The sequence below is a fragment of the Pseudomonas sp. GNP012 genome (genome assembly GCF_054343835.1).
On record NZ_JBTGUU010000001.1, the window covers coordinates 5,666,332 to 5,692,425 of the forward strand.

General features: G+C 59.7%; 22 protein-coding genes. 3 read left to right on the forward strand and 19 right to left on the reverse strand.

Annotation, left to right across the window (positions count from 1 at the left end; genetic code table 11):
• Window positions 1–76 precede the first annotated feature (76 nt).
• Window positions 77–706 (reverse strand): class I SAM-dependent methyltransferase, encoded by a 630-nt coding sequence (locus tag ACXX83_RS25690; RefSeq protein ID WP_126048582.1) that lies wholly within the window; start codon window positions 704–706, stop codon window positions 77–79.
• A 168-nt stretch (window positions 707–874) separates the two neighbouring features.
• Entirely contained in the window at window positions 875–1,216 is a 342-nt protein-coding gene (locus tag ACXX83_RS25695) for a DUF6124 family protein (RefSeq protein WP_458549952.1), read from the reverse strand.
• 530 nt (window positions 1,217–1,746) lie between these two features.
• On the opposite strand from ACXX83_RS25695, the gene ACXX83_RS25700 reads away from it, so the two are divergent.
• Window positions 1,747–4,533: an RHS repeat domain-containing protein gene (locus ACXX83_RS25700; protein ID WP_458549953.1), complete on the forward strand. Its 2,787-nt coding sequence runs from the start codon at window positions 1,747–1,749 to the stop codon at window positions 4,531–4,533.
• Between the two features lie 445 nt (window positions 4,534–4,978).
• Here ACXX83_RS25700 and ACXX83_RS25705 read toward each other — a convergent pair whose 3' ends face one another.
• The 11 genes from ACXX83_RS25705 to ACXX83_RS25755 form a co-directional block, all read right to left on the reverse strand.
• Complete coding sequence (locus ACXX83_RS25705) at window positions 4,979–5,623, reverse strand: methionine ABC transporter permease (protein WP_102701880.1); 645 nt, start codon at window positions 5,621–5,623, stop codon at window positions 4,979–4,981.
• Window positions 5,613–6,734, reverse strand: coding sequence for a methionine ABC transporter ATP-binding protein (locus tag ACXX83_RS25710; RefSeq protein WP_458549954.1), 1,122 nt, complete (start codon window positions 6,732–6,734; stop codon window positions 5,613–5,615). The genes ACXX83_RS25705 and ACXX83_RS25710 overlap by 11 nt, the downstream gene beginning before the upstream one ends.
• Before the next feature lie 2 nt (window positions 6,735–6,736).
• Entirely contained in the window at window positions 6,737–7,546 is an 810-nt protein-coding gene (locus tag ACXX83_RS25715; RefSeq protein ID WP_458549955.1) for a MetQ/NlpA family ABC transporter substrate-binding protein, read from the reverse strand.
• A gap of 119 nt (window positions 7,547–7,665) precedes the next feature.
• Window positions 7,666–9,018: an LLM class flavin-dependent oxidoreductase gene (locus ACXX83_RS25720; protein WP_458549956.1), complete on the reverse strand. Its 1,353-nt coding sequence runs from the start codon at window positions 9,016–9,018 to the stop codon at window positions 7,666–7,668.
• On the reverse strand, window positions 9,019–10,212 hold the full coding sequence (locus ACXX83_RS25725) for an SfnB family sulfur acquisition oxidoreductase (RefSeq protein ID WP_458549957.1): 1,194 nt from the start codon (window positions 10,210–10,212) through the stop codon (window positions 9,019–9,021).
• Window positions 10,213–10,235: 23 nt separating this feature from the next.
• The gene (locus tag ACXX83_RS25730) at window positions 10,236–11,468 is read right to left on the reverse strand and encodes an SfnB family sulfur acquisition oxidoreductase (protein WP_458549958.1); all 1,233 of its coding nucleotides are present in this window, start codon (window positions 11,466–11,468) and stop codon (window positions 10,236–10,238) included.
• A 249-nt stretch (window positions 11,469–11,717) separates the two neighbouring features.
• A complete protein-coding gene (locus tag ACXX83_RS25735; protein WP_126048598.1) occupies window positions 11,718–12,491 on the reverse strand; it encodes a hypothetical protein in 774 nt (257 codons plus the stop codon).
• A gap of 482 nt (window positions 12,492–12,973) precedes the next feature.
• Window positions 12,974–13,729: an L-cystine ABC transporter ATP-binding protein TcyN gene (gene tcyN / locus ACXX83_RS25740; RefSeq protein ID WP_007972898.1), complete on the reverse strand. Its 756-nt coding sequence runs from the start codon at window positions 13,727–13,729 to the stop codon at window positions 12,974–12,976.
• Window positions 13,730–13,733: 4 nt separating this feature from the next.
• Complete coding sequence (tcyL, locus tag ACXX83_RS25745; protein ID WP_007972897.1) at window positions 13,734–14,399, reverse strand: cystine ABC transporter permease; 666 nt, start codon at window positions 14,397–14,399, stop codon at window positions 13,734–13,736.
• Window positions 14,399–15,199 carry a cystine ABC transporter substrate-binding protein gene (gene tcyJ, locus ACXX83_RS25750; protein ID WP_126048600.1) on the reverse strand — a complete coding sequence of 267 codons (801 nt, stop codon included), beginning with the start codon at window positions 15,197–15,199 and terminating at the stop codon, window positions 14,399–14,401. Before tcyJ ends, tcyL begins: the two co-directional genes overlap by 1 nt.
• Before the next feature lie 297 nt (window positions 15,200–15,496).
• Window positions 15,497–16,489 (reverse strand): D-cysteine desulfhydrase, encoded by a 993-nt coding sequence (locus ACXX83_RS25755; RefSeq protein WP_458549959.1) that lies wholly within the window; start codon window positions 16,487–16,489, stop codon window positions 15,497–15,499.
• A gap of 190 nt (window positions 16,490–16,679) precedes the next feature.
• Between ACXX83_RS25755 and epsC the strand changes: the two genes are divergently transcribed.
• Entirely contained in the window at window positions 16,680–17,606 is a 927-nt protein-coding gene (gene epsC / locus ACXX83_RS25760) for a serine O-acetyltransferase EpsC (RefSeq protein ID WP_126048604.1), read from the forward strand.
• A 391-nt stretch (window positions 17,607–17,997) separates the two neighbouring features.
• Entirely contained in the window at window positions 17,998–19,959 is a 1,962-nt protein-coding gene (betT, locus tag ACXX83_RS25765) for a choline transporter BetT (protein ID WP_458550230.1), read from the forward strand.
• Window positions 19,960–19,982: 23 nt separating this feature from the next.
• Here the strand turns inward: betT and ACXX83_RS25770 are convergent, their stop codons facing one another.
• The 6 genes from ACXX83_RS25770 to gshA form a co-directional block, all read right to left on the reverse strand.
• The gene (locus tag ACXX83_RS25770) at window positions 19,983–20,243 is read right to left on the reverse strand and encodes a hypothetical protein (protein ID WP_218475651.1); all 261 of its coding nucleotides are present in this window, start codon (window positions 20,241–20,243) and stop codon (window positions 19,983–19,985) included.
• Between the two features lie 285 nt (window positions 20,244–20,528).
• Window positions 20,529–21,371 carry a taurine dioxygenase gene (gene tauD, locus ACXX83_RS25775; RefSeq protein ID WP_217836873.1) on the reverse strand — a complete coding sequence of 281 codons (843 nt, stop codon included), beginning with the start codon at window positions 21,369–21,371 and terminating at the stop codon, window positions 20,529–20,531.
• A gap of 128 nt (window positions 21,372–21,499) precedes the next feature.
• Complete coding sequence (gene tauC, locus ACXX83_RS25780) at window positions 21,500–22,333, reverse strand: taurine ABC transporter permease TauC (protein WP_458549960.1); 834 nt, start codon at window positions 22,331–22,333, stop codon at window positions 21,500–21,502.
• Window positions 22,330–23,124 carry a taurine ABC transporter ATP-binding subunit gene (gene tauB, locus ACXX83_RS25785; protein ID WP_458549961.1) on the reverse strand — a complete coding sequence of 265 codons (795 nt, stop codon included), beginning with the start codon at window positions 23,122–23,124 and terminating at the stop codon, window positions 22,330–22,332. Before tauB ends, tauC begins: the two co-directional genes overlap by 4 nt.
• A gap of 16 nt (window positions 23,125–23,140) precedes the next feature.
• Window positions 23,141–24,118 (reverse strand): taurine ABC transporter substrate-binding protein, encoded by a 978-nt coding sequence (tauA, locus tag ACXX83_RS25790; RefSeq protein ID WP_458549962.1) that lies wholly within the window; start codon window positions 24,116–24,118, stop codon window positions 23,141–23,143.
• 240 nt (window positions 24,119–24,358) lie between these two features.
• A complete protein-coding gene (gene gshA, locus ACXX83_RS25795; protein ID WP_217836876.1) occupies window positions 24,359–25,942 on the reverse strand; it encodes a glutamate--cysteine ligase in 1,584 nt (527 codons plus the stop codon).
• Between the last annotated feature and the right edge of the window lie 152 nt (window positions 25,943–26,094).

Genomic DNA, 26,094 nt, shown 5'->3' on the forward strand with positions numbered 1-26,094 from the left:
CGCGAGCAAGCTCGCTCCCACAGGTGTACGCGGTCAACTGTGGGAGCGAGCTTGCTCGCGATGGCGTCGGGACTGACTACACAGCTTTACGCCACACACTCGCCAACCAAGGCTGTTGCTCCCGCGGCAGCCCGGCCGGCCGGTAGTAATGCTCCAACTCCACAAAACCCGCCTCGATCAGCAACTGCTGCCAGGCTGCCAGGTCGTGATACGACCCATAACGCGGCCCGTTCCAGCCTTCCTGATTCTCGCCACGGGGATTGGAACTGAACAACACCCCACCCGGTTTCAGCGTTCCCCACAACTGCTTCAACACCCGTGGTAGTTCCTGACGCGGAACATGAAACAACACTGCATTGGCAAAGATCCCGTCGAAACGCTCGGCCGGTAGATCGAGCTTCAGAAAGTCCTGCTGCCATACCTCGCAACCACTGTCGTCCCGGGCCATCTGCGCGAATTTTTCCGAACCGTCGAGACCGACGGCTGTGTGGCCCATGCGGGTGAACGTCTGCAAATCACGACCCGGTCCGCAGCCAAAATCGAGAATGTCGAAAGGCGCCTCAGCCTGGATGTGCCGCAACAGGGCATCGATGTTCTGGCTGACGTCGTGATCGCGCGTCCCTTCACGGAAACTTTCGGCCACCGCGTTGTAGTGGCCCAGGGTCGTGGTGGTGATCTGTTCGAGGTCGATGGGTGTTTGTTTCATGGTCGGCTGCGCAGGCAATTTGGATTCACCGAATATACGCCATGGCGCCGGGGGCTGCTGCGCAGCCCATCGCGAGCAGGCTCGCTCCCACAGATATCCACGGTCAACTGTGGGAGCGAGCTTGCTCGCGATGGCGGTGGCACAGACAACCGATGATTAAAGTCAGACTCAGCCCTTTTTCATCCCCAAACACTCAATGGAGTGATCCACCATCGCCTTGGCAATCTCCAGCAAATGCCAGATCGAGTACACCATCGCCCGGTCGGCACCCTTGAGCTGATCGCCACACTGATACGCCGTGACCGAAGCACAACGCAGCAGGTCGGCGACATAGAGCTGGGTGTCTTCGAAGCTCACGTCCTTGCTGACGTTGTAGAAGCGCATTTCATCGGGTGGTGCGGGTTGTTTGCCGGTGAGGTAGAAATCGATGGCGCGGTAGAGCGCTGAGCGGTCCCTGAGCGGGTCTTCGGTTGGGGTTTCGGGGGGCGGATCGGGAACGGATTTTTTCATTGGTAAAACTCCTAGAGCTAATTGGAGCCAACCGATGTCGCGACTAAACGAGCAGGGGTGGCGGCTGCACGCAGGTTAGTCGACCGGTCTCTAGGCAACCCGGCGCACCCGAGGGTGCCCTGCGCACAGCCACCATAACGTTCAGGCAATGAAAACACCTGGAATGAGGTGGCGCTGTGCGCCTAGAAAGATCCGGGCGACTAAACCCGATCACTGATGAGCAGTGACGGACCGAGACTAGCCACGGGAATTGGCAGGCGCAAGCGAGCGAAATGATCTAGGAAATGTCCTGCAAAGGAAAGGGAACGAGCCTGCAAAACCGCTGATTTTCCTGTACGAAAACTTCCCTCCAAAGACCAATGATGACCTGTGGCAAGTGAGCTTTTGTGGCGAGGGGGCTTGCCCCCGCTGGGTCGCGAAGCGGCCCTAAAACCATTCAATGAGGTGCGTCACCTGTAACTTCTTACAGTTTCGGTCTGGCCCAAAAAGGCCCAGTCTGTCCTCAGTCAAAGCGAAGGACCGCCAATTCCGTGAACGCTCATCACCACACCGCGACACCGACGTTGTCGGTCATTGACCCGCGCACTCTGGCGGTGCGCAGCGTCGGTTATTGCCGCCACCCGGACAGCTCGGTGATTGATCCACGCATCACCCGGCAACGCTTTGACATGACTGGGCATTTGGTCGAGTCCTGGGACCCACGGTTGTGGGGCACGGCGCCGCAGCCGAACCTGACCACGATCTACGGCTTGAGCGGCCAACCGTTGCTGACGGACAGCGTCGACGCCGGATGGCAATTGAGTTTGCCAGATCAGGCGGGTTCGCCCTGTTCGTTCTGGGATGCGCGCGGGAGCCAGCGCCACACCGAGTTCGACGAACAGCAGCGGCCGATCACCGTCACCGAACAGGCTGCGGGAGAGCTGCCACGCGTGGTGGAGCGCTTGACCTACGGAGATTCCGGTCCTGCTTTCGCCGAGCACAACCAATGCGGGCAGTTGATCCGTCATGACGATCCGGCCGGTGTTCAAACCCTCCCCGTCTATGGGCTTGCCGGCGCCGTGCTGGTGGAAGATCGACGCTTCCTCGCAGAGCTGGAAACACCCGATTGGCCCTTGGACATCGATGAGCGCGAGACGTGGCTGGAAGCTCAATCGTTCATCACCCATCACACCTACAATCCCGGCGGAGAGCTTCAGCGACTAATCGATGCGATGGGTAACGTTCGCACCTTTGGCTACGACGTGGCCGGCAAATTGAGTGGAGCCTGGCTGCAAATGGCTGACTCCGGAAAACCGCCGCAACGCCTGGTCAGCGCCATCCGCTACAACGCCCTCGATCAGGTCGAAAGCGAAACCGCCGGCAATGGTGTGCTGACCCACGCTGAGTACGCTGCCGATGACGGCCGGTTGATCCGGCTGACGGCGGCGGTCGGCAACCAGCCCCCCTTGCAGGACCTGAATTACGTCTACGACGCGGTCGGCAACATCGTCGAGTTGCAAGACCTGGCCCAACCAGTGACCCATTTCAACAATCAGCGCATCGACCCGATTAACCGCTACCGCTACGACAGCCAGTATCAACTGGTCGAAGCCCGGGGTTGGGAGGTCAGCCAGCCGAGCCATGGCCCGGCCCTGCCAATACTGCTGCCCACACCGCTGGACCCCAACCAACGGCGCAATTACACCCAAAGCTTCGAGTATGACCGGGGCGGGAATTTGATCACCCGCCAGCACAGCGGTGCCCCCGGTTTCTCGATGTTCACTTCGGCGTTGAATAATCGAAGTCTCGCGCAACGTGAAGACGGCTCGCTGCCAGGCGAGCCTGAAATCGCTTTGGGTTTCGACGCCTGTGGCAATCAATGGGAATTGCAACGCGGCCAAGCCATGGACTGGGATATCCGTAATCAGTTGAGCCGCGTCACGTTGGTCAAACGCGAAACCGAGCCTGACGACTACGAATGCTACCGCTACGACCGCCCCGGCCATCGCTTGCGCAAAGTGGGATTCGCCCAAAGCAGCGGCCGTACCCTGCGCACCGAGGTCCGTTACCTCCCCGGTCTGGAAATCCACCACCAGGCCGATGGAGAAGAACATCACGTCATCAGCGTCGAAGCCGGGCGCAGCAACGTGCGGGCGCTGCACTGGCCCGAAGGCGCGCACGATGACCAACTACGTTACAGCCTCAGCGATCACCTCGGTGCCAGCACCTTGGAACTGGACGAAGAAGCCGGCGTGCTGACTCAGGAACACTATTACCCCTTTGGTGGCACAGCCTGTTGGGCAGGGAAAAGTGCGTTGGTGGCGAAATACAAAACCATTCGCTATTCAGGAAAAGAGCGGGATGCGACGGGGTTTTATTACTATGGGTATCGGTATTACGCGCCTTGGTTGCAGCGCTGGGTTAATCCGGACCCTGCGGGGGATATTGATGGATTGAATATATTCAGATTTACGAAAGGAAATCCCACCTCTGGTATCGATATCGATGGATTGCAATACGCTGAATCCACTCTGGATACTGCATACCCAACTTCTAGTGCGGGGGGGAAATTCAAAATACAAAGATGGGGTAGTGATCAAGAGTGGCGGGCGATAGGGGCCGCTTTTTCTGATATGACATTGCTCACAAATGTTCCGGAAATAGATATGACCGAATACGTCAAGAGTTTTGATGCATTGACCGATTTCGAAAAAATATCTATTAGGCTTTGGGCTGGCGTTCCAACTAATCACGTTTATCATGACGCTGCAAGTGATGCGGGTTATGGCGACCCTGTTAACTACGAGATAAATATTCGTTTGGCAAAATCACTCCCTTTGCCTTCAAGAGTTCAGGCTGTATATGAACATGTGCAAACAGGAATATCTCGACTCCCAAAGTATCCAGCTACCCTGCTACGTACAGTTGAACATGGCCCTCTTCGTCTCTCGCCTTGGGGGACAAATATAAATATTGGGGATGTAGTATCCAACGGTCCTTTACTCATGGCCGCGTCGGAGTCTAACAATTACGCTGGGTTTCTGACTAGCAAGCCAGCCCTAAAGGATACTACTGAGCTTGCCCACTATTTAATTGACTCACAAACAGCCAGCCCATTGGTATGGAATATAGCTTCTCCCTCACGAAATGAAGGTGAGTGGTTGTTCTCGCCAAATAGAGACTTTCTGGTCACGGAAATAGTACGAGTAACGCGAGTTAAAGATGCAGAGGGCAACTCAAAAGGGGGCTTGGCGAGAACTGGTGTCGTATTGAAGGAAATAAAAAGTAAGAAGGGTTCTGTGAAAAATATATTCACAGGCGCCGGTATTGCACGTTAGATAATAACTTTGCGTTGATTGTAAGGTCGTATAAATAGTTGTTTAGAACTGCACACTGCAGAGGCGCTCACTCAGGCCTCTGAGATACCCATCGTTTGCGCAAAGTGAGATTTGCCCACAGCTGCGACCGAACTCTACGCCCGGAAGCTCGTAATCTACCGGGTCTGGAAACCCACCGCCAGGTCGACGGTAAAGAGCATCATGCCAGCAGCCTCGAAGCCGGACGTAGCCGCGTGTGCCTATTGTATTGGCCCGAAGGTTATCACGACTATCTATGGTGCTACAGCCTCGGCGATCATTTCGGCTCGGGCACGCTGGAGTTGGACGAAGAGGCGGGCGTGCTGACTCAGGAACACTATTACCACCTTTGGTGGCATGGATTCTATCTGGCCTTTATATGTTCGAGGCTAATGGTTAATTATAGCCTTTATCTTGTTTCGATTGATCATCTTTTATTCAACCCCCGAGCCAACCGATCCCCACCCAACTGAATCACCGCCACCAACGCCACCAGCAACACAATCACCGTCAACATGATCTGGCTATCAAACCGCTGATACCCATACCGATAGGCAATATCTCCCAGTCCACCGGCACCAATCGCCCCGGCCATGGCCGATGAGTTGATCATCGTCACCAGGGTAATCGTGAACCCGCCGACAATCCCAGGCAGCGCTTCAGGTAACAACACATGCCAAACAATGTGCCAGCGCCGGCAACCCATGGCTTGCGCCGCTTCGATCAATCCATGATCGACCTCGCGCAAACTGACTTCGGCAATGCGCGCAAAGAACGGCGTGGCCGCGATGGTCAACGGCACCACGGCCGCCCAAACGCCATACGTGGTGCCGACGATGAGCCGGGTGAACGGAATCAATGCCACCATCAAAATCAGGAAAGGAACCGAGCGAAACAGGTTCACAAACGCACCCAACACGCGGTTCAGCGCCGGGGCTTCGTAGATGCCGCCCTTGGAGCTGGTGACCAGGATCACCGCCAGCGGAATACCCGCCAACAGCGCGATCAGCGACGACACGCCGACCATCAAAAACGTGTCGATAAAACCCTGCAGCAAGCGATCAAACCACATAACCCAGCACCTCCACCTGTTGCGCCCATTGGCCGGCGCGTTGACGCAATTCTTCGGCACCGAGGGATGAACCCGTCACTGCCAGCAGCAGTTGCCCGAGCGCATGCCCCTGAATCCGTTCCACGCCGCCTTGCAGCAATCGCACGCGGCCACCCAGGGCGCTGAACAGTGCCGCCAGGTCAGGCTCGTTGCGTTGGTTGCCGGTGAACTGCAAGCGCAGGACCACGGCGGCGTCCGAGGACTTAGGCTGCGGCTGCAGACGGCTTTGCAGTTCTTTCGGCAATGCGTGTTGCAACGGCGCCAGCAACGTCTTGCTGACCTCATGTTGTGGATTGCCGAACACTTCCCACACCGGCCCCTGCTCGACGATGCGCCCGTGTTCGAGGACGACTACGCGATCACAGATCTCGCGGATCACCGCCATCTCGTGGGTGATCAAAACGATGGTCAGCCCCAGGCGTTGATTGATCTCGCGCAGCAGGCCGAGGATCGATTGCGTGGTCTCCGGGTCCAGTGCCGAGGTGGCTTCGTCGCACAGCAGGATTTGCGGGTCATGCACCAGCGCCCGGGCGATGCCCACGCGCTGTTTCTGCCCACCGGACAATTGCGCCGGGTAAGTCTTGTGTTTGGCCTGCAAGCCGACCAGCTCGAGCAATTCACGGACTTTCTGCTCGCGTTGTTCCTTGGGCACACCGGCGACTTTCAGCGGCAACTCGACGTTCTGCCAAACGGTCTTGGCCGACATCAGATTGAAGTGCTGGAAGATCATGCCGATACGCCGACGCAGTGCCACCAGGCGGTCTTCGTCGAATTCGCCGATGTCGACCTGATCGATCAGCACCCGACCGCTACTCGGTTGCTCCAGGCGATTGATGGTGCGAATCAGTGACGACTTGCCGGCGCCGCTGCGGCCGATGATGCCGAACACTTCGCCGCGCTGGATCGCCAGGTCGATACCGTGCAACGCGGCCACCGGGCCTTGCTGGCCGTTGTAGGTTTTGCCCAGGCCGATGAAGCGCACGTGGGCATGGTTGAGTTCGGGATGCAGCTCGGTGCGCTCGGCGCTTTGCGGCTCTGGAATCTCCAGTCGCCGTTGGATGGCAGCGGTCATGCTCAGCTTTCCCAACCGGCTTGATAGAGCTTGCCGTGAGCTTTATCCAGTGCGGCGCGCACCGCGGGTGAGTGCTGGTAGATGTCGACGAACCTGATCAGGCGCGGGTCGGCTTTGCTCTTCGGCTGGATCACGAACTGAATCACGTATTCCTTGTGATCGAGGCCGTCGAACAGCAGCGCGGAGCCCGCGTCGAAGGTTTTCGACAAGCGAATGTAGGCCGGGTAGCCCTGCACCAGATCGGCATCGTCATAGGCGCGTACCAGTTGCACGGCTTCGACCTGGAGGATCTTGATTTTTTTCGGGTTGGCGATGATGTCTTCTTCGGTGGCTTTGTAGCCGACACCGGGCTTGAGGGTGATCAGGCCTGCCTTGGCCAGCAGTTGCAAGCCTCGACCGCTGTTGATCGGGTCGTTGGCGATGGCCACGCTGGCGCCTTGCGGCAGTTCGTCGAAGCTTTTGTATTTCTTCGAGTAGAGGCCGACGTTGTTGATGATCCCCGGCGCGAACGGCACCAGGTCGAAACCCGAGGCGGCCTTGGCGTTTTCCAGGAACGGGATGTGCTGGAAATAGTTCACGTCGATATCGCCGGCGGCGAGGCTGACGTTCGGCGCGATCCAGTCTGTGAACTCCACCAGCTCGACTTTCAGGCCTTGTTTGGAGGCCTCTTCGACGGCTGCTTCAAGGGGAATGGCGAAAGCGGCGGTGGTGCCGATTTTCAGCGGCGCGTCGGCGGCGAAAACCGCAGAGCTGAACAGGCCGAGGGCCAGGGCCAGTGCTTTGACTGGGTGAGAGAGGTAGTTCTTTTTCATGATGAGTTGTCCAGTCAGTGCATAAGGTTTGTGTTGTTTGGTCGGGCCTCTTCGCGAGCAAGCCCGTTCCCACATTTGGAATGCATTCCCCTGTGGGAGCGGGCTTGCTCGCGAAGCTTTTAGCGGCGGTAAGCCGAACCCGTATGTTGCTCAGGCAGATGCGCCTCCCGCTGAAACAGCTTTTCGCGCAAGGTGCCGCTGTCGTACGCAGTCTTGTACGACCCCCGCCGTTGCAACTCGGGAATCACCAGCTCAATGAAATCCTCATAGCTTTCCGGGGTGACGATGCGGGTCAGGTTGAAGCCATCCAGCCCGGTTTCGGCGATCCACGATTCCAGCTCATCCGCCACTTGCTGCGGTGAGCCGACCACGGTGATGTAGCGACCGCCGAGGGCGTGTTGTTCGAGCAATTTGCGCCGGGTCCAGTCGTTGTTTTGCAGGTGTTTGGTGGCGGACTGGATCGCGTTGCTCTTCACGTACTGGATCGGTTCGTCGATTTCATAGTGGGAAAAATCGATCCCGGTGGACGCCGAAAAGTGCGCCACGCCGGCCTCGGCACTGGCGTAGCTCAGGTACTCGGCGTGCTTGGCCCAGGCCAGCTCTTCGGTGGCGCCGACGATCACATTCAGGCCCATGAACACCTTGATGTCCTCGGGATTGCGCCCGGCTTCGACGGCGCTGGCGCGCACTTTGTCCACCTGCACCTTGGTCGATGCCTTGGTCTGGCCACTGATGAACACGCACTCGGCATGCCTCCCGGCGAACAGCAAACCGCGATCCGAACTGCCGGCCTGGAACAGCACCGGCGTGCGCTGGGGCGAGGGTTCGCAGAGGTGATAGCCCTCGACCTGATAGAACTCGCCCTTGTGTTCGACCTTGTGCACTTTCTCGGGCTGCGCATAGATCCGCTGCTGTGGATCGTTCAGCACCGCACCGTTTTCCCAGCTGCCTTCCAGGAGTTTGTAGAGCACCTCCAGGTACTCGTCGGCCTGGTCGTAGCGGCGGTCATGCTCGACCTGTTCGCTCAGACCCATGGCCTTGGCGGCACTGTCGAGGTAGCCGGTGACAATGTTCCAGCCGACCCGGCCACGGCTGAGGTGATCCAGCGTCGACAGGCGTCGGGCGAACAGGTACGGCGCTTCGTAGGTGAGGTTGGCGGTCAGGCCGAAACCGAGGTTTTTCGTCACCGCGGCCATGGCTGAAACCAGCAACAGCGGGTCGTTGACCGGCAGCTGGATCGACTCTTTCAACGGCACGTCCACCGAACTCTGGTAGACGTCGTAGACCCCGACGATGTCGGCGATGAACAGGCCGTCGAACAGCCCGCGCTCGAGCAATTGCGCCAGTTCGGTCCAGTATTCGATCGTGTTGTAGCGGGTGGACGTGTCGCGCGGGTGCGTCCACAAACCGTGGTTGATGTGCCCGATGCAGTTCATGTTGAAGGCATTGAGCAGGATCTTTTTTTTAGCCATTCAGATGGTCCCCCGTAGTGGCGGGTTTTCATCGTTGAGGTAGTAGTTGCCCACGGCGTGGTACTTCCAGCGCACCGGGTCGTGCAGGGTGTGCACCCGGGCGTTGCGCCAGTGGCGGTCGAGACCGTGTTCGATCAAGGTCGCCTGGCTGCCGGCCAGTTCGAACAGCGTGCTGCCGGCTGCCAGGGAGATTTCGGTGCTCAGGGCGCGGGCTTCGGCGACGGCAATCGACGCGGCTGCGACGGTCTCGGCGTTTGTGTCGGCCTGGGCGTTGTCGAGGTATTCGCCGGCACGCTCCAGCAGTGCCTCGGCGGCGTGCAGGCGAATGCTCAGGTGGCCGAAGCTCTTGAGGGTCAGTGGATCGTCCGTGGCTTTTTCGTGGGTGGCGTCGATCCATGGCCGGGTTTTGCTGCGCACGAAGTGCAGTGCGTCTTCATACGCGGCGCGGGCGATGCCGGTGTCGATGGCGGCATGGAGAATTTGCGCCAGCGGGCCGACCGGGGTCGGGCGTTCGAAGGCGCTTTGAAAGGGGATGACATCTTCGGCCGCGACGTAGACGTCTTCGAACACCACCGAACCGCTGCCGGTGGTGCGCTGGCCGAAGCCGCTCCAGTCGTCGATCACTGTCAGGCCTTTACTGTTGCGTGGGACGAACGCCAGTTGCTGCACACCGTTTTCATCCACCACCGAGGTGGGAATGCGCTGGGCGTAAATCGCGCCCGTGGCGTAGAACTTGCGACCATTGATGCGATAGCCGCTGCCATCGCGGGTCAGGCTGGTGATGCGATCGTGGGCGGTTTTGGTGCCGAGTTCGGCGAGGGCATTGCCGAAGCGCTGGCCGGCCAGCACTTCGGCATAAAGACGTTTTTTCTGCTCGTGGCTGCCGTTCACGCGCAGCACTTCGAGGGCATAAAAATGGTTCTGCGGTATTTGCCCCAGCGAGCCGTCGGCCTGGGCGATCAGGGCGATGACCTTGGCCAGGGTGACGTTGGAAACACCGGCGCCGCCATATTCCTTTGGCATGCTGATGCCCCACAGGCCCGAGCGGGAAAACACTTCCAGTTCCGGGTGTGGCAAGCGGCGCTCGCGGTCGCGCAGGGCGCTGTCGCGTTTGAAATCTTCGGCCAGATCGCTGGCGACAATCAGGGCTTGCTCATCGCTGGTGATGACCGCGACGTGTTGAGAAATGCTCATGTGCTTCTCCAGATGTCTGGTCGTTAAATCCAGGAATGACGATTAGGCAGCGTGCCGTTGAGGCGATAGGCGCCGATGGCGTGGTATTTCCAGCGCACCGGATCGTGCAGCGTGTGCACCCGGGCATTGCGCCAGTGGCGGTCGAGGTTGAATTCGGCGAGGGTGGCGCGGCTGCCGGCCAGTTCGAACAGCTTTTCGCTGGCCAGCAACGAAATCTCGGTGGTCAGCACTTTGGCTTCGGCCACGGCAATCGAGGCGCGGGCGGCGGATTCGGCGCTGAGCGGTGCGGTGCTGACTTCATCGAGCACCTGCCCGGCCTTTCGCAGCAGCGCTTCGGCGGCGTGCAGTTCGATTTTCAGTTTGCCGATATCGGCGATCACGTACAGGTCATCGCTGGCCCGCTCGACCTTGGCGTCGATCCACGGCCGGGCGCGGGTTTTCACGAAGTCGATGGCGTCGTCGATGGCGCCCCGGGCGATACCGGCGTCGATAGCCGCCTGAATCAGTTGGGAGACGGCGCCCTGGATGTTCGGCGTGTCGTTGATCCGCCAGTTATCCACCACCAGTTCGGGATCGACCTGCACGTTGTTGAGCAAAATCGTGCCGCTGGCGGTGGTGCGCTGACCAAAGCCGGACCAGTCATCGACGATGCGCAATCCCGGCGTGCCGCGACGGATGAACGCCAGCACTTGTTTGCCGTCGTCGTTCAATGCCTTGACCGCAACCCAATGGGCGAAAAGTGCACCGGTGGAATAGAACTTCTGGCCATTGAGGACGCCGTCGGCGGTGAGGCGAGCCTTCAGCTCCAGGGTGTTTTTGGTGCCGCGTTCCGGCCCGGCATTGCCGATGCGCCAGCCATCGAGGACGCTTTTGAACAGTTGCCTTTTCTGCGCTTCGGTGGCGCTGCCGAGGATCAGGTTAAGAATGCCGAACTGGTTTTGCGGGATCTGCCCAAGGGCCGGGTCGGCGGCGGAAATGATCGCGAAGACCTCGGCCAGGGTGACGAACGAAACCTGCGGGCCACCGTACTCACGGGGGATGGAAATGCTGCCCAGGCCGCTGCGGGTGAACAGTTCGATTTCAGACCATGGGAGCATGCGCAACTGGTCACGCTTGGCCGCTTGCAGGCGCGCAACGTGCGCCAGTTCGTGGGCCGCCTTGATGGCTTGGGCGTCGTTGCGCAAGACTTGTGCGGGCAACAACAACGGGGCGATGTCCAGGTCACTCTGGACGATTGCATCTGCCAGACTGGACATCAGTGCCACTCCTTGGCTGCTCGCAATGCCCTGGCGATCTGCACTGGGGTGATTGTGTTCCGGACCATACCTACCTCACATCTCATGGAAGCGCCGCTTGTGGCCGCGCATGAAAACAAGAATGTCCGGTGGTCCGGTTTATATACCCTAAACGTGTATAAATATTTTATAAACTAACTTTTAGGAATATGAATAGAAGGTGTTCTGGGGGGGGCAAGCCCCCTCGCCACAAAAACACGGTGGGCGCAGTCACTGCCGCCGCTGTCTGCAGGGCTCAGCAGCCTTGAGATGCTGTTTCTTCGGGACTTTCACATAAGGATTGGCGCAACCGATCTTCAGCGTGCGGGCCGGTGCCCAGCGGGAGTTGTTGCCTACCCTGTCGAGAATGCAGTACGTCACTTCCAGGTGCAGATCTTCGCCTGCTTCGAGGATGATGGCCGGCGGTATCCAGACGTGGATCGGCTGGCCTACATCGGCGGACTTGAGCGGTGGCAGATCCATGCGCACATCGCCCCAGCGCAGGGTGATCTCGTCGTCGACGGCCATGTTCAGGTACGGCTCGATGGTCAAGGGAACACCGCGTTTGACCTGACTCGGATTGACCCCCTGACGGCAAATCGCTTCGGGAATGCTCACTGGTGCCAGGCACTGGTTTTCATCGCCGCACAGCGCCGAGGGTTGGCCGCCTGGACAGTCGAGTTTGATCTGTACGTTTTGACTGGCCGATACCGCCGGACCCCGGCCAATCTGCATGACCCGGTAGTGAATGCGCGAAGTACCGTTGGCGACAAAACTCTCAGGCACCCGCAACTGCACCGGTCGGCCGACATCGCTGGCCGTCAGCACGCGGGAGGCCACGTAGCAGTTGTCCCAGAACAGTTCGACCAGGTCTCCTGAGTCCATGGCGGGGTAGGGCGCCACATCGATCAGCAGGTGCGCCGCGCAGGTGACGTTGATGCCGGCCTTGTTCGATCGCGCCAGGGTCGGGGCCGCAAGCCTGGATGTGTTCGAGGTGCTATTCATGAAGTCTCCTTGAAGTCTTGCAACGAAGTCCGTTTCTGGAATATCAAAAACCAATAATCGAACAGAAAAACCATTCATTACTTTGAGCGGAAATAATGATTTAAATGTGAAGGGTGTCGCTGGCTGGAGACTAGATAAGAGTCAGGGAGATCAGGTGTCAATAAGATTTATTAGTTATGGTGGTTGTGTGGCGCTATTCAGAAAGTTCCTACGGATCCAAGTAATTAAACCATGTCTGTTCGTCGAGTTTTTCTGCTGAAGGCACGGAAATAAGGGCGGACTGTTGCAAGTCGTGGGCACCGTCTTGCGATAGAAGATCTGATTTAATTGTCACTGTTTAATTGTTGTGATGCATATATTTGTACCGCGCACGCGTACAGGATATGCATGTTAAATAGATGGGTTTGATTTGGTATTAATGAAGCGTATTTCGAGGGGTATCACTTCCGTCCATGGAAGTTTACCGTTGTTACGCAGGGTTTTTAGTTGTGTGCGTTATTCAGGAACTTGCTCAGGAACTGTCGGGTTCGCTCTTCTTTCGGGTTGGCAAACAACGCCTTCGCTTCGCCTTGTTCGACGATCACGCCCTTGTCGAAAAACACCACACGGTTGGCCACGTCCCGGGCAAAACCCATTTCGTGGGTGACGATCACCATGGTGCGCTTCTCTTCGGCCAGGCCGCGGATGGTCGCCAATACCTCGCCCACCAGTTCCGGGTCGAGGGCCGAGGTCGGCTCATCGAACAGGATCACTTCGGGCTCCATTGCCAGCGCCCGGGCAATCGCCACGCGCTGTTGCTGGCCACCGGAGAGGCGACGCGGGTAAGCGTCCTCCTTGCCCGCCAGACCGACCTTGGCCAAGAGTTTTTTACCCAGGGCTACAGCATCGGCGTGCGGGGTCTTCTTGACCACGATCGGGCCTTCGATGACGTTTTCCAGGGCGGTGCGATGGGGGAACAGGTTGAAGTTCTGGAACACGAAGCCCACGTGCTGGCGCAAACGTCGCACCAGGCTCTGCTGTTGGTTCAGGGGCCGGCTGGTATCGATCTCGATATCGCCGACCTTGATCCGGCCGCTGGTGGGTTCTTCCAGAAAATTCAGGCAGCGCAGAAAGGTGGTCTTGCCCGAACCGCTAGGGCCGATGATCGCGACCACCTCGCCTTCCTTGACCTCAAGATCGATGCCATTGAGCACGACTTGACCCTTGAACTGCTTTGTCAGTTTTTCCACGACAATCATGGGGTCAGGACTCCTGGTCGTGCCGATTGACCCGCGCTTCCAACTGGTTCTGCAGGTGCGACAGCACCGTGGCCAGGACCCAGTAGATCAGTGCGGCGGCAAGATACATGGTGAAGATTTCGAAGGTGCGGGCGGTGATCAGTTGCGCCTGACGGAACAGCTCCGGCACCTGGATGGTAGCGGCCAGCGCCGTGTCCTTGACCAGCGAAATGAAGCTGTTGCCCAGCGGCGGCAATGCGGTGCGCATGGCCTGCGGCAGGATGGCCCGGCGCAGGGTTTGCGCGCGGGTCATGCCGATACTGGCAGCGGCTTCCCACTGGCCGCGCTCGATGGAGCTGATCGCGGCACGCAGGATTTCGCAGGCGTAGGCGGCCATGTTAAGCGAGAAGCCGATCAGGGCCGCCGGCAGCGGATCAAGTTCCAGACCCAATTGCGGCAAGCCGTAATAGATCACGAACAGTTGCACCAGCAACGGCGTGCCGCGAAAGAACGACACGTAGATGCGGGCGATCCAGCTCACCAGTTTGAAGCGCGACAGGCGCATCAGCGCCAGGCCGAACCCCATCACCAGGCCGAAGAACATCCCGCCCAGGCTGAGGATGACCGTGTAGTACGCGCCCTTGAGCAGAAAGGGCACGGAGTCCAGTGCGAGTTGGAAAGCTTCTTCCATTATTGAGTGACGTCAGCGCTGAAGTATTTTTCCGAAAGCTTTTTCAGCGTACCGTCGGCACGCAGCTTGTCGATCGCCTTGTTCACTGCGGCCAGCAGTTCAGGCTCGCCTTTGCGCAGGGCAATACCGGCTTCCTGACGGGAGAACGCGTCACCGGCGGCGGTGGTGTCCTTGGCCTTCTTGGCGTATTCCAGTGCAGCCAGGCGGTCGATCAGTATGGCGTCGATACGGCCGACACGCAGGTCCTGGAACTTGGTCGGATCATCTTCATAGGTGCGGACATCGGCAGTCGGCACGTTGGCTTTCACCCACTGTTCATAGTTGGTGCCCAGGCCTACGCCGACTTTCTTGCCACCCAGGTCGGCAGCGGTCTTGATGTTCAGCTCGGCGGCCTTCTTGGTCAGCACCAGCGCCTGGATACCGGAAACAGTGTACGGCTCGGAGAAGTCGTACTTCTTCTTGCGCTCTTCGGAGATGGTCACCTGGTTGATCACGGCGTCCAGACGCTTGGATTCCAGGGCCGCGAGGATGCCGTCCCATTTGGTCGGTTGCAGTTTGACCTTGACGCCCAGCTCTTTGGCCAGGGCTTCGGAGAACTCGACTTCGAAGCCGGTCAGTTTGCCGTCGGCATCGACGAAACTGAACGGTGGGTAAGTGCCTTCCAGGCCAACGTTGATCACGCCGGCGTCCTTGATTTTTTGCAGTTGCTCACCGGCAACGGCTTGGCCAATCAGGCCGGCGCTCAGTGCCAGGCCCAGCGAGCCCACCAGCAGATTGCGACGTAGTGCGGAAAAATTCATGACAAGCCCCTGTGTTTTCTTATGGAAGACGCTTTAGGAAAGTTGGCAAATTCGGGAATCGGACGACTGCGATATCCTGCCCTAATGCAGCTTATGCGTCTCGCTGCAAATTCGCCTGCGGCGTGAATATAAGACGCCGCCGTTAGATAGGAAAATAATAAATATTCTTTTTGTTATGCGTTAAATGAATATGTGGTGATTGTGAGAAAAGATCGCAGCCTTCGGCAGCTCCTACATGGATTGGCATTCACCTGTAGGAGCTGCCGCAGGCTGCGATCTCTTGATCTTCCGAATCGGTTACAGAAAATCCTTATAGGCAAACAACGCCGGCGCCCCGCCAGTGTGCAGGAAGATGATCGGACCTTCGTCGAAACGCTGACGCCCGATCCCGTCCAGCAGGCCCGCCATGGCCTTGCCAGTGTAGACCGGGTCCAGCAGCAAGCCTTCCTGACTCGCCAGCAGCTTCACCGCTGCCAGTGTTCCGGCATTCGGCTCGCCATAACGTGGGGCGAAGTATTCATCCCACAGCTCAACCTTGAACGCGTCCGGCAGGTCCACGCCCAGCAGTTCGGCAGTGCGTTCAGCCAAACCTTGAACCTTTGGCCGCTGGTCTTCATCGCTGCGTGAGACCGTCACGCCGATCACTGGCAGCTCCGGCAGTGCTTCACTCAAGGCCAGTGCCAGACCGCTGTGGGTACCGGCACTGCCCGAGGCCAGGACCACGGCGGCGAACGTCAGGCCGGTGTTCTTTATCTGTTCGGCCAGTTCCAGCCCGGCACGTACGTAGCCGAGTGCGCCCAGCGCGTTGGAGCCTCCGATCGGCACCAGGTACGGCTTCTTGCCGTTGCTGCGCAGTCTGTCGGCCAGGGCCTGCAGTTGTTCGTCGGCGTTATCGAGGTTTTCCACCAGTTCGACCTTGGCATCGAACAGGTCGAGCAGCAGGCGGTTGCCGTTGCCGGTGTAATTGTTGTCATCGGTGCCGAGGGGGTTTTCCAGAAGAGCTACGCAGCCCAAACCCAGTTTCGCCGCAATGGCGGCCGTCTGGCGCACGTGGTTCGATTGCAGCGCGCCGGCGGTGATCAAGGTGTCGGCGCCCTGGGCCAGCGCATCGGCGGCCAGGTATTCGAGTTTGCGCAGCTTGTTGCCGCCCATTGCCAGCGGCGTCAGGTCATCGCGTTTGACGTACAGGTCGCGACCCAGCCAGGTCGACAGGCGTTCGAGTTTTTCCAGGGCGGTGGGTTGACCGAGCAGGTCGAGGCGGTTAAAGCGGGCAAGCTGTTGTTTGATCATGGGTCCGTACTGGCCGTGGAAGATCTCAGGACTATAGGCACGCGAAAAAGGCTGGGCAACCGTCAATTGCTTATAGCTAATCGTAATGAGCACAGCATTATTGGTTCTTAATTTGCCCCGCTGCCCTTGCCGTAAAGTAATCGCCGTCAGTGCGGCCAGACAGTCCGGTCGCCCGTGAGGAGTTTTTACCGTGAGTGAGCGTTCCAGCCATTGGCAATTGCAGACCATCGTCAGCCAACTGCGCACCGCGCGTGAGCAGTGGCGAGCGCAAAATGGCCGGGCCAGTACCGAGCAGGGCGGTCGCGAGTTGCCCTCCCGGGCGGCCATGGCAGAGATTCTCGAAGCCTTGTGCGGTGCGCTGTTCCCGATGCGCCTGGGGCCGGTTGACCTGCGCGAAGAGAGTGAAGATTTCTACGTCGGCCACACGCTGGATGTGGCGTTGAATGCGTTGTTGGCCCAGGCGCGACTCGAATTGCGCTATGCCGCGCGCCACGGTGCCCAGGCCGATACCGAAGTCGAAGCCAAGACCATCCAGATCATCCAGGACTTCGCCCTCGCCCTGCCGGGCTTGCGCAGCCTGCTGGACACCGACGTACTGGCGGCCTATCACGGCGACCCGGCGGCGCGCAGTGTCGATGAAGTGCTGTTGTGCTACCCGGGGATCCTGGCGGTGATTCACCATCGGCTGGCCCACCATTTGTACCGTGCCGGGCTGCCGTTGCTGGCGCGTATCAGCGCGGAAATCGCCCACTCGGCCACGGGCATCGACATTCACCCCGGCGCGCAGATCGGCCGCAGTTTCTTCATCGACCACGGCACCGGCGTGGTGATCGGCGAAACCGCGATCATCGGCGAGCGCGTGCGGATTTATCAGGCCGTGACCCTGGGCGCCAAGCGTTTCCCGGCGGACGAAGACGGTCAGTTGCAGAAAGGCCAGCCTCGGCATCCGATTGTCGAGGATGACGTGGTGATTTATGCCGGGGCGACGATTTTGGGGCGGATCACCATCGGCCAGGGTTCGACTATTGGCGGCAACGTCTGGCTGACCCGCAGCGTGCCGGCGGGCAGCAACCTGACCCAGGCGAATCTGCAGCATGAAGATGGGGCGCAGAAGTAGCCTCCTGAATCTTCGCTGACTGTACTGGCCTCTTCGCGAGCAGGCTCGCTCCCACAATGGATCTCTGGTGCCCACAATGTTGTGGCCGACCAAGAACCCTGTGGGAGCGGGCTTGCCCGCGATTGGATTTCAAGTCGAATCGAGTCGCCAATCCCGCACCAGATCCTCCCTTGAGCTAGCGTATTAACACTACCGCCGAGCCCTGCGATTAGTCCTTAGCCCCCTATCCATGTTTAACTTGAACGTTCATTCAAGTTAAACCGGCGGTTCGCTGCCCGCTCACAACAGGAGGCTTGCCTTTGCTGAGTCCGATTTCTACAGCCACGTTTTACCCCTTCGAGGTGCACCGTACATGAGTGCATCGTCCATCCCTCCAAGCGGCCTGGTCCGCATGAATCCGCCGGTGTTCTGGTTCTCGGCGAGTTTCATTCTGTTGTTTGGTGTCGTTGTCATTGCCATGCCCGAGCAGGCCGGTGCCTGGTTGCTGGCGGCGCAAAACTGGGCGGCCAACACGGTCGGCTGGTATTACCTGTTGGCGATGACGCTGTATCTGGTCTTCGTGGTGGTCACCGCCTTGTCTGGCTACGGCAAGATCAAGCTCGGTGCCGACCACGACGAGCCCGAATTCAGCTATTTGTCATGGGCCGGCATGCTGTTCGCCGCGGGGATCAGCATCACCCTGTTTTTCTTTTGCGTGTCCGAACCGCTGACCCACATGCTGCAACCGCCGCAAGGCGAGGCTGGCACGGCGGACGCGGCGCGTCAGGCGATGCAGATTCTGTTTTTGCACTGGGGTTTGCATGGCTGGGGTGTGTTCGCCTTTGTCGGTATGGCGCTGGCCTATTTCGCCTATCGCCACAACTTGCCGCTGGCCCTGCGCTCGGCGCTGTATCCGCTGATCGGCAAGCGCATCAATGGCCCCATCGGCTACGCGGTGGATGGCTTCGGCATCATCGCCACGGTGTTCGGCCTTGGTGCCGACATGGGCTTTGGTGTGTTGCACCTCAATTCGGGCCTGGACTACCTGTTCGGCATCGCTCACACCCAGTGGGTTCAGGTCGGCCTGATCACCCTGATGATGGGCGCGGCGATCATCGTTGCGGTGTCGGGCGTCGACAAGGGCGTGCGGGTCATGTCCGACATCAACATGCTGCTGGCCTGTGCGCTGTTGCTGTTCGTGTTGTTTGCCGGGCCCACGCAGCACTTGCTCAACACCCTGATCCAGAACCTCGGCGATTACCTCGGCGCCTTGCCGATGAAGAGTTTCGACCTCTACGCCTACGACAATCCCAGCGACTGGCTGGGCGGCTGGACGGTGTTCTATTGGGCCTGGTGGATCGCATGGTCGCCGTTCGTGGGCTTGTTCATCGCGCGGATTTCCCGTGGCCGCACCATCCGCGAATTCGTCTTCGGCGTGCTGCTGATTCCGCTCGGCTTCACCCTGGCGTGGATGTCGATCTTCGGCAACAGCGCCATCGATCAAGTGCTCAACCACGGCATGAGCGCGCTTGGCATGTCGGCTATCGACAATCCGTCGATGACGCTCTACCTGCTGCTGGAAACCTACCCGTGGAGCAAAACCGTCATCGCGGTGACGGTGTTCATCAGCTTTGTGTTCTTCGTCACCTCCGCCGACTCCGGCACCGTGGTGCTGTCGACACTGTCCGCCAAGGGTGGCAATCCCGATGAAGACGGGCCGAAATGGCTGCGGGTGTTCTGGGGCGCAATGACCGCACTGGTGACCAGCGCGCTGCTGTTTTCCGGCAGCATCGATGCGTTGAAGTCGGCGGTGGTCCTGACTTCGTTGCCGTTCTCGCTGATCTTGCTGTTGATGATGTGGGGGCTGCACAAGGCGTTTTATCTGGAGTCGCAGAAGCAGATTGCGCAGATGCATTCGTTGGCACCGGTCTCGGGTTCTCGGCGTGGCAAGGGCGGCTGGCGGCAACGCCTGAGTCAGGCTGTGCATTTCCCGTCGCGGGACGAGGTTTATCGCTTCCTCGATACGACGGTGCGCCCGGCCATTGAGGAAGTGTCGGCGGTGTTTCGCGAAAAGGGGCTGCACGTGGTCATGCACCCGGACCCGGCCCATGACAGCGTCAGCCTGGAAATCGGCCACGGCGATCAGCATCCGTTCGTTTATCAGGTGCAGATGCGCGGCTATTTCACGCCTTCGTTTGCCCGTGGCGGCATGGGTTCCAAGCAACTCAACAATCGCCGTTACTACCGGGCCGAAGTGCATTTGAGCGAGGGCAGCCAGGACTACGACCTGGTGGGCTACACCAAGGAGCAGATCATCAACGACATCCTCGACCAGTACGAGCGGCACATGCAGTTCCTGCATCTGGTGCGTTGATTACGGGCAGGGCGCCGGGGCTTTTAGCTCTCGGCGCTCAGCACCATGAACAAGACCAGCGCCGCCACGGGGATGCTGAACACCATCGTGCCGATCCCCAGTTCCGTACTCAACGACTGGCCGGCGGTCACCACGCCGATGGCGCCGTTGATCACCGTCAGCGCCAGCCACAGGATCACGAAACTGTAGGTGAGTGTCTGGCGGCTGAAGCCGATTTTCTCGCCGATGAACAGCATCATCGCGAGCAGGACCAGGCCGAAGGTGATGATGATGGTGGTGTGCATGGCTTCTTCCATCCTTGCGATCGTTATCGCGTCTTCGTTGCTTTGGCGACTGTGTTCCTGTCGGCCCGGATCACGCAAGTCTGTCGCTTTTTTGTTGAATTCTCCAGGCAGATTAAATTTCTGTGAAACGTTTCAGCACTTAGTCGAATCCCGGGTTTTCTGGTGTCTGTTCCGGCCTCTTCGCGAGCAGGCTCGCTCCCACGGGGTATGTGCTTGACACAGATCCAATGTGGGAGCGAGCCTGCTCGCGAAGGGGGCAGACCAGTCAATAAAGAAATCAGGTATTTACCGAAAAAACGGCACATCCCCCAACACCGTCGCCCGCTGCATCACCCGCCGCGCCGGCCGGTAATCATCCACCGCGTAATGCTGGGTCACGCGGTTGTCCCAGAACGCAATGTCGTCCTGCTGCCAGCGCCAGCGAATGGTGAATTCAGGCCGCGTGGCGTGGGCAAACAGAAACTTCAGAATCGCCTCGCTTTCGGTTTCCGACAATTCGTTGATCTTCGAGGTGAAGCCTTCGTTGACGAACAGCGAACGCCGCCCGCTCACCGGGTGCGTGCGGATCACCGGGTGTGACAGCGGCGGATTCTTGCGCCGTGCTTCCTCCCACTGGGCCAACGCTTCGGGCGTGTTGCCATAGCGCTCCAGCGGGAACGAACGGGTGAAATCGTGGGTGGCAGTCAGGCCTTCGAGCAAGGTTTTTACCGGTGCCGACAGGGCTTCATACGCGGCAATTCCGCTGGCCCACAAGGTGTCGCCGCCAAACTCCGGCAGCAGCTTGGCGCTGAGCACAGCGCCCATGGCTGGGGTCGGCAGGAAGGTCACGTCGGTGTGCCAGATCGCGTTATCGCGCACGTCGGTGACGGCGGTGTCGAGGACCAGCACTTCCGGTTGTTCCGGCACATTGGGGTAGATCGGGTGAATGTGCAGATCGCCGAAATTCGCGGCGAATCGCGCCTGTTGCTGTGGCGTGATCGGCTGGTCGCGAAAGAACAGGACTTGATGTTTGAGCAGGGCCTGCTCGATGGCGTCGCGTTGTTCCGCGCTCAGCGGCTGGCTGATGTCGACGCCGCTGATTTGTGCGCCGAGGGCCAAGCTTAAAGGGGTGATGGTCAACTCGCTCATGGTGTTTCTCTTGAATTCGGGTGCGCTTTTTGTGGGAGCGGGCTTGCTCGCGAAAGCGGTGTGTCAGTCTTAATAATGTTGCCTGACACTCTGCATTCGCGAGCCAGCCCGCTCCCACATTTATGATTTCAGTGGGCCTGGCCGTGCCACGGCACCAGTTTGCGTTGCAGGGCGCGCAGGCCCAGCTCCATCGTGAAGGCGATCAGCGCAATCACCAAGATCCCCAGCACCACCACATCGGTGACCAGGAACTGCGCGGCGGACTGCACCATAAAGCCAAGACCGCTGGTGGCGGCGATCAATTCGGCGGCGACCAGGGTTGACCAGCCGACACCAAGGCCAATGCGTACCCCGGTCAGAATGTCCGGCAAGGCACTCGGCAAAATCACGTGGCGGATCAACTGTGCGCGAGTGGCACCCAACGACTGCGCGGCACGCAATTTGGCCGGGTCGACCGTGCGCACGCCGGTGGCGGTGGCGATGGCAATCGGGGCGAAGATCGCCAGGTAGATCAGCAGCACTTTCGACAGTTCGCCGATACCGCACCAGATCACAATCAGCGGCAGGTAGGCCAGCGGTGGAATGGGCCGGTAGAACTCGATCAGCGGGTCCAGCACGCCACGGGCGATACGATTGGCGCCGATAGCGATGCCCACCGGCACGGCGGTGAGAATCGCAAAGCCGAGGCCCAGGCCGATGCGGCTCAGACTCGCGCCGAGGTGCTGCCACAGGGTTGAGTCCATGTAACCCGAGGTCGCCAGCAGCCAGCCTTTTTGCAGCACGGCGGAAGGTGGCGGCAGGAACAGCGGCTCGATCAAACCGGTCGCCGTCACGGCCCACCAAATGACAATGAGCGCGGCCAGTGTCAGCACGCTGATCCAGCGAGTGCTCAAGCTGCGTCGTGCCGCAGGCACGGGAGTGCCTGGCTTTATCGCGGCGACGGGAATTTCGTAACTGCTCATGCGCGCTCCTGCCGCTGGGCGGTGCTGCGTTGGGAGAACACTTTGGCGAGTACGTGTTCGCGGGTTTCGATAAAACGCGGGTCGGATTTGATTGAGCGGGCCGACTCACCGGCGGCGTAACGCTGACCGAAGTCGAGGCTCAGGCGCTCGACGATTTGCCCCGGGTTCGGCGCCAACAGAATCAGGTCGGTGGCGAGGAATACGGCTTCTTCGATGTCGTGGGTAATCAGGAACACCGGCTTGGCGGTGCGTTGCCAGACTTGCAGCAACAGCTCCTGCATCTGCTCGCGGGTGAAGGCATCCAGGGCGCCGAAAGGTTCGTCCATCAGCAACATGCGCGGGTCGGCGGCGAGCGCGCGGGCCAGGCCGACACGCTGTTTCTGGCCGCCCGAAAGCTGCCAGATGCGGCGTTGTTCAAAGCCGGAAAGATCGACCAGGGCGAGCATTTCCCGGGCGCGAGCTTCGCGTTTGTCCCGGGCGATACCGGCCAGCTCCAGGCCGAAACCGACGTTGGCCAGCACGTCTTGCCAGGGCAGCAGCGCGTCGTCCTGAAACACCACGCCGCGCTCGGCGCTCGGGCCTCTGACGGGCACGCCGTCGAGGGTGATGCGCCCGGCGCTGGGTTCGACGAAACCGGCAATCAGGTTCAACAGCGAAGTCTTGCCACTGCCGGACGGGCCGAGGGCGACCAGCAGTTGCCGGGGGCCCAGGCTCAGGGAGATATCCGCCAACACCGGTTCCGGGTTGCCGGGGTACTGTGCGCTGATACGCTCCAGCTGTAGCAAAGCCATCGCAGTCAACTCCCGATCAATTGGTGATGAACTTGGCGCTGACGTACGGCGCGTAGTCCGGCAGCACCGCCTCGACCTTGCCTTGCTCCTTGAGGAACGCCGCGGTGTCGGTGATGGCTTTGGTGGTCGGCGCGCCGAGGGTGAGCACCTGGTCAGCCGCCAGCGGGTAGACGTTGCCTTGCAGCAGCAGCGGAATATCGTTGGCCTTGGCGCCGGACAGTTTTACAAGCTTGTCGACGTTGCCCTGGTTGGCGAGCCAGGCTTTTGGGTCTTTGCGGTAGTCGGCGTAGGCGTCGAGGGTGACTTTGGCGAACGCGGAGACGATCTGCGGATGCTTCTCGGCGAAATCCTTGCGCACGATCCAGGCATCGAAAGTCGGAGCACCGAACTTGGCCAGTTCACCGGAGGTGATCAGTACCTTGCCGTTTTCCTTGGCCACGCCGAGGGCCGGGTCCCAGACGTAAGTGGCGTCGATGTCACCGCGCTTCCAGGCGGCGATGATCGCCGGTGGCGCCAGGTTGAGAACGGTGACTTTCGAGGGATCGATGTTCCAGTGCTTCAGTGCAGCGAGCAGGCTGTAGTGGCCGGTGGATACAAACGGCACGGCGATTTTCTTGCCGATCAGGTCTTGCGGGGTCTTGATCCCGGAGCCGTCGCGGGCGACCAAGGCTTCGGCAGCGCCGATCTGGGTGGCGATGAGGAAGGTTTCCACCGGGACTTTGCGAGTGATTGCAGCGGTCAGCGGGCTGGAGCCGAGGTAGCCGATCTGCACGTCGCCGGAGGCGATGGCGGCGATGATATCGGCACCGTTGTCGAATTTGCGCCAGCTGATATCGGCCTTGGTGGCTTTTTCGTAAGCGCCATCGGCCTGGGCGACTTTCGCCGGGTCAACGGTGGTCTGGTAGGCGATGGTGACGTCGGCCGCCTGGGCAAAGAAAGTCGCGGTAGCCAGAGTTGCGGCCGCCAGCAAGCGTAGAGGGAAAGTCAGTTTCATCAGAAAGCTCCTTGTCAGGCGACCGAATGTCGGCGTGAAAAAGAGACTAAATGATCTAAGAATTAAAAAATAAATAACTTTTTCGAATGAGCTTATGTGAGGAAAACTTGAGGAGCGACCGCTACGCGGTCATCGCGAGCAAGCTCGCTCCCACAGTGGATCTTCGGTGTGAGCACAATCGTGCAAACACCACTGAACCCTGTGGGAGCGAGCTTGCTCGCGATAAGGTCCGAAGGACCTTCAGTTGCTGATTGCCAGAATGCTCGCCTGGTACGCCCCGACAAACACATCGAAATCACCGACCTCGTTCTGCTCCAGCTCAGCCTGTTGAGCCAGCGATGAACGCGCCCGCTCTTCAAACTGCGCTTGTTCTTCAGCCGCCAACGGCTCGCTGCGGAAGAACTCGGCATGCGCCTGGCTTTGGCGCAGCGAGAACTGGGCAAAGCTCTCCTTGTGTTCGGCCATCGCCGCCAACACTTGTGCCGACGGCGTCAGGGACGGGTCCCGGACCTTGGCCATCTGGGCGTCCAGCGCCTTGCTGTGGGCATCGCCGCCATGGCTCTGGTCGAGCATCGCCGCCAGCGGAGCGATTTTTTCCAGCAGCTCACCGGCCCATTCCTTCAGATCAACCGGCTGACCGTCGCGTTGCAGTTGCAGGCCAGGACGACGACCCTCCTTGACCACGCTGAGGAAGTTCGAGGTCGCGTTGCCGCAGCTGGTGTTGGTCAGCAGCGGGCTGTCGTTGAGCGCGCAGTACAGCAGGAACGCATCGAGGAAGCGCGACTCGGTAAGGTCGATGCCCATCGGCAGGAAGGGGTTGATGTCCAGGCAGCGTACTTCGACGTACTGGATGCCCCGGGCCATCAGCGCCTGGATCGGCCGCTCGCCGGTGTAGGTCACGCGTTTCGGGCGGATGTTGGAGTAGTACTCGTTTTCGATCTGCAGGATGTTGGTGTTGAGCTGCACCCACTCGCCATCCTGGTGGGTGCCGACTTCGACGTACGGCGCATACGGCGTGGCCACCGCTTTGCGCAGGCTGTCGGTGTAGCTGTTCAGATCGTTGTAGCACGGCGTCAGGCCGGCCTGGGCGTTGCTCTGGTAACCCAGGTCGCTCATGCGCAGGCTGGTGGCGTACGGCAGGTACAAAGTGTGCGGGTCCAGTTGTTCCAACTGGTGCGAACGGCCGCGCAGGAAGCCGGCATCCAGCGCTGGCGACGCACCGAACAGGTACATCAGCAACCAGCTGTAGCGGCGGAAGTTGCGGATCAGCGCGATGTAGGACGACGACTGGAAATCACGGTCGCTGCCGACAAAGCCTTCGGCCTGCCTGAGCAGCGGCCAGAGTTTTTCCGGCAGGGAGAAGTTGTAGTGGATGCCGGCAATGCATTGCATGGTCTTGCCGTAACGCAGGGCCAGGCCCTTGCGATACACGTACTTGAGCTGCCCGATATTGGACGTGCCGTAATAGGCGATCGGGATGTCTTCCTCGGCCGGCAAGGGGCACGGCATCGATGGGCTCCACAGGTACTCGTTGCCGAGCTTGCTGTAGGCAAAACGGTGAATGCTGTCCAGGCTCGCCAAGGTGTCCGCCGGGTCGGGCAGGGCCGGAGTGATGAACTCCAGCAGCGACTCGGAGTAGTCGGTGGTGATCTGTTCGTTGGTCAGCGCGGAACCCAATTCTTCCGGGTGCGGCGTTTGCGCCAGGCGACCTTCGCCGGTCACGCGCAGGCATTCACGTTCGATGCCGTGAAGGCACTGTTCGAGCAGAGAGAGGTTAGCGCGCTCGCCGAGCAGGGCCAGGCGGCGGTTGAGAAGTTCGCTCAAGTTGGATTCCTTCACGCGTCAGTCGCCCCAATATGGGGGTGGGCAAGACGGTCTACAAGGGTGAAGTTAAAACTGGCGTTTTCGCCTGGTTTTGGAACTCGCCGCAATCATTGTGGGAGCGGGCTTGCTCGCGAAGGGGTCGTGTCAGTCGA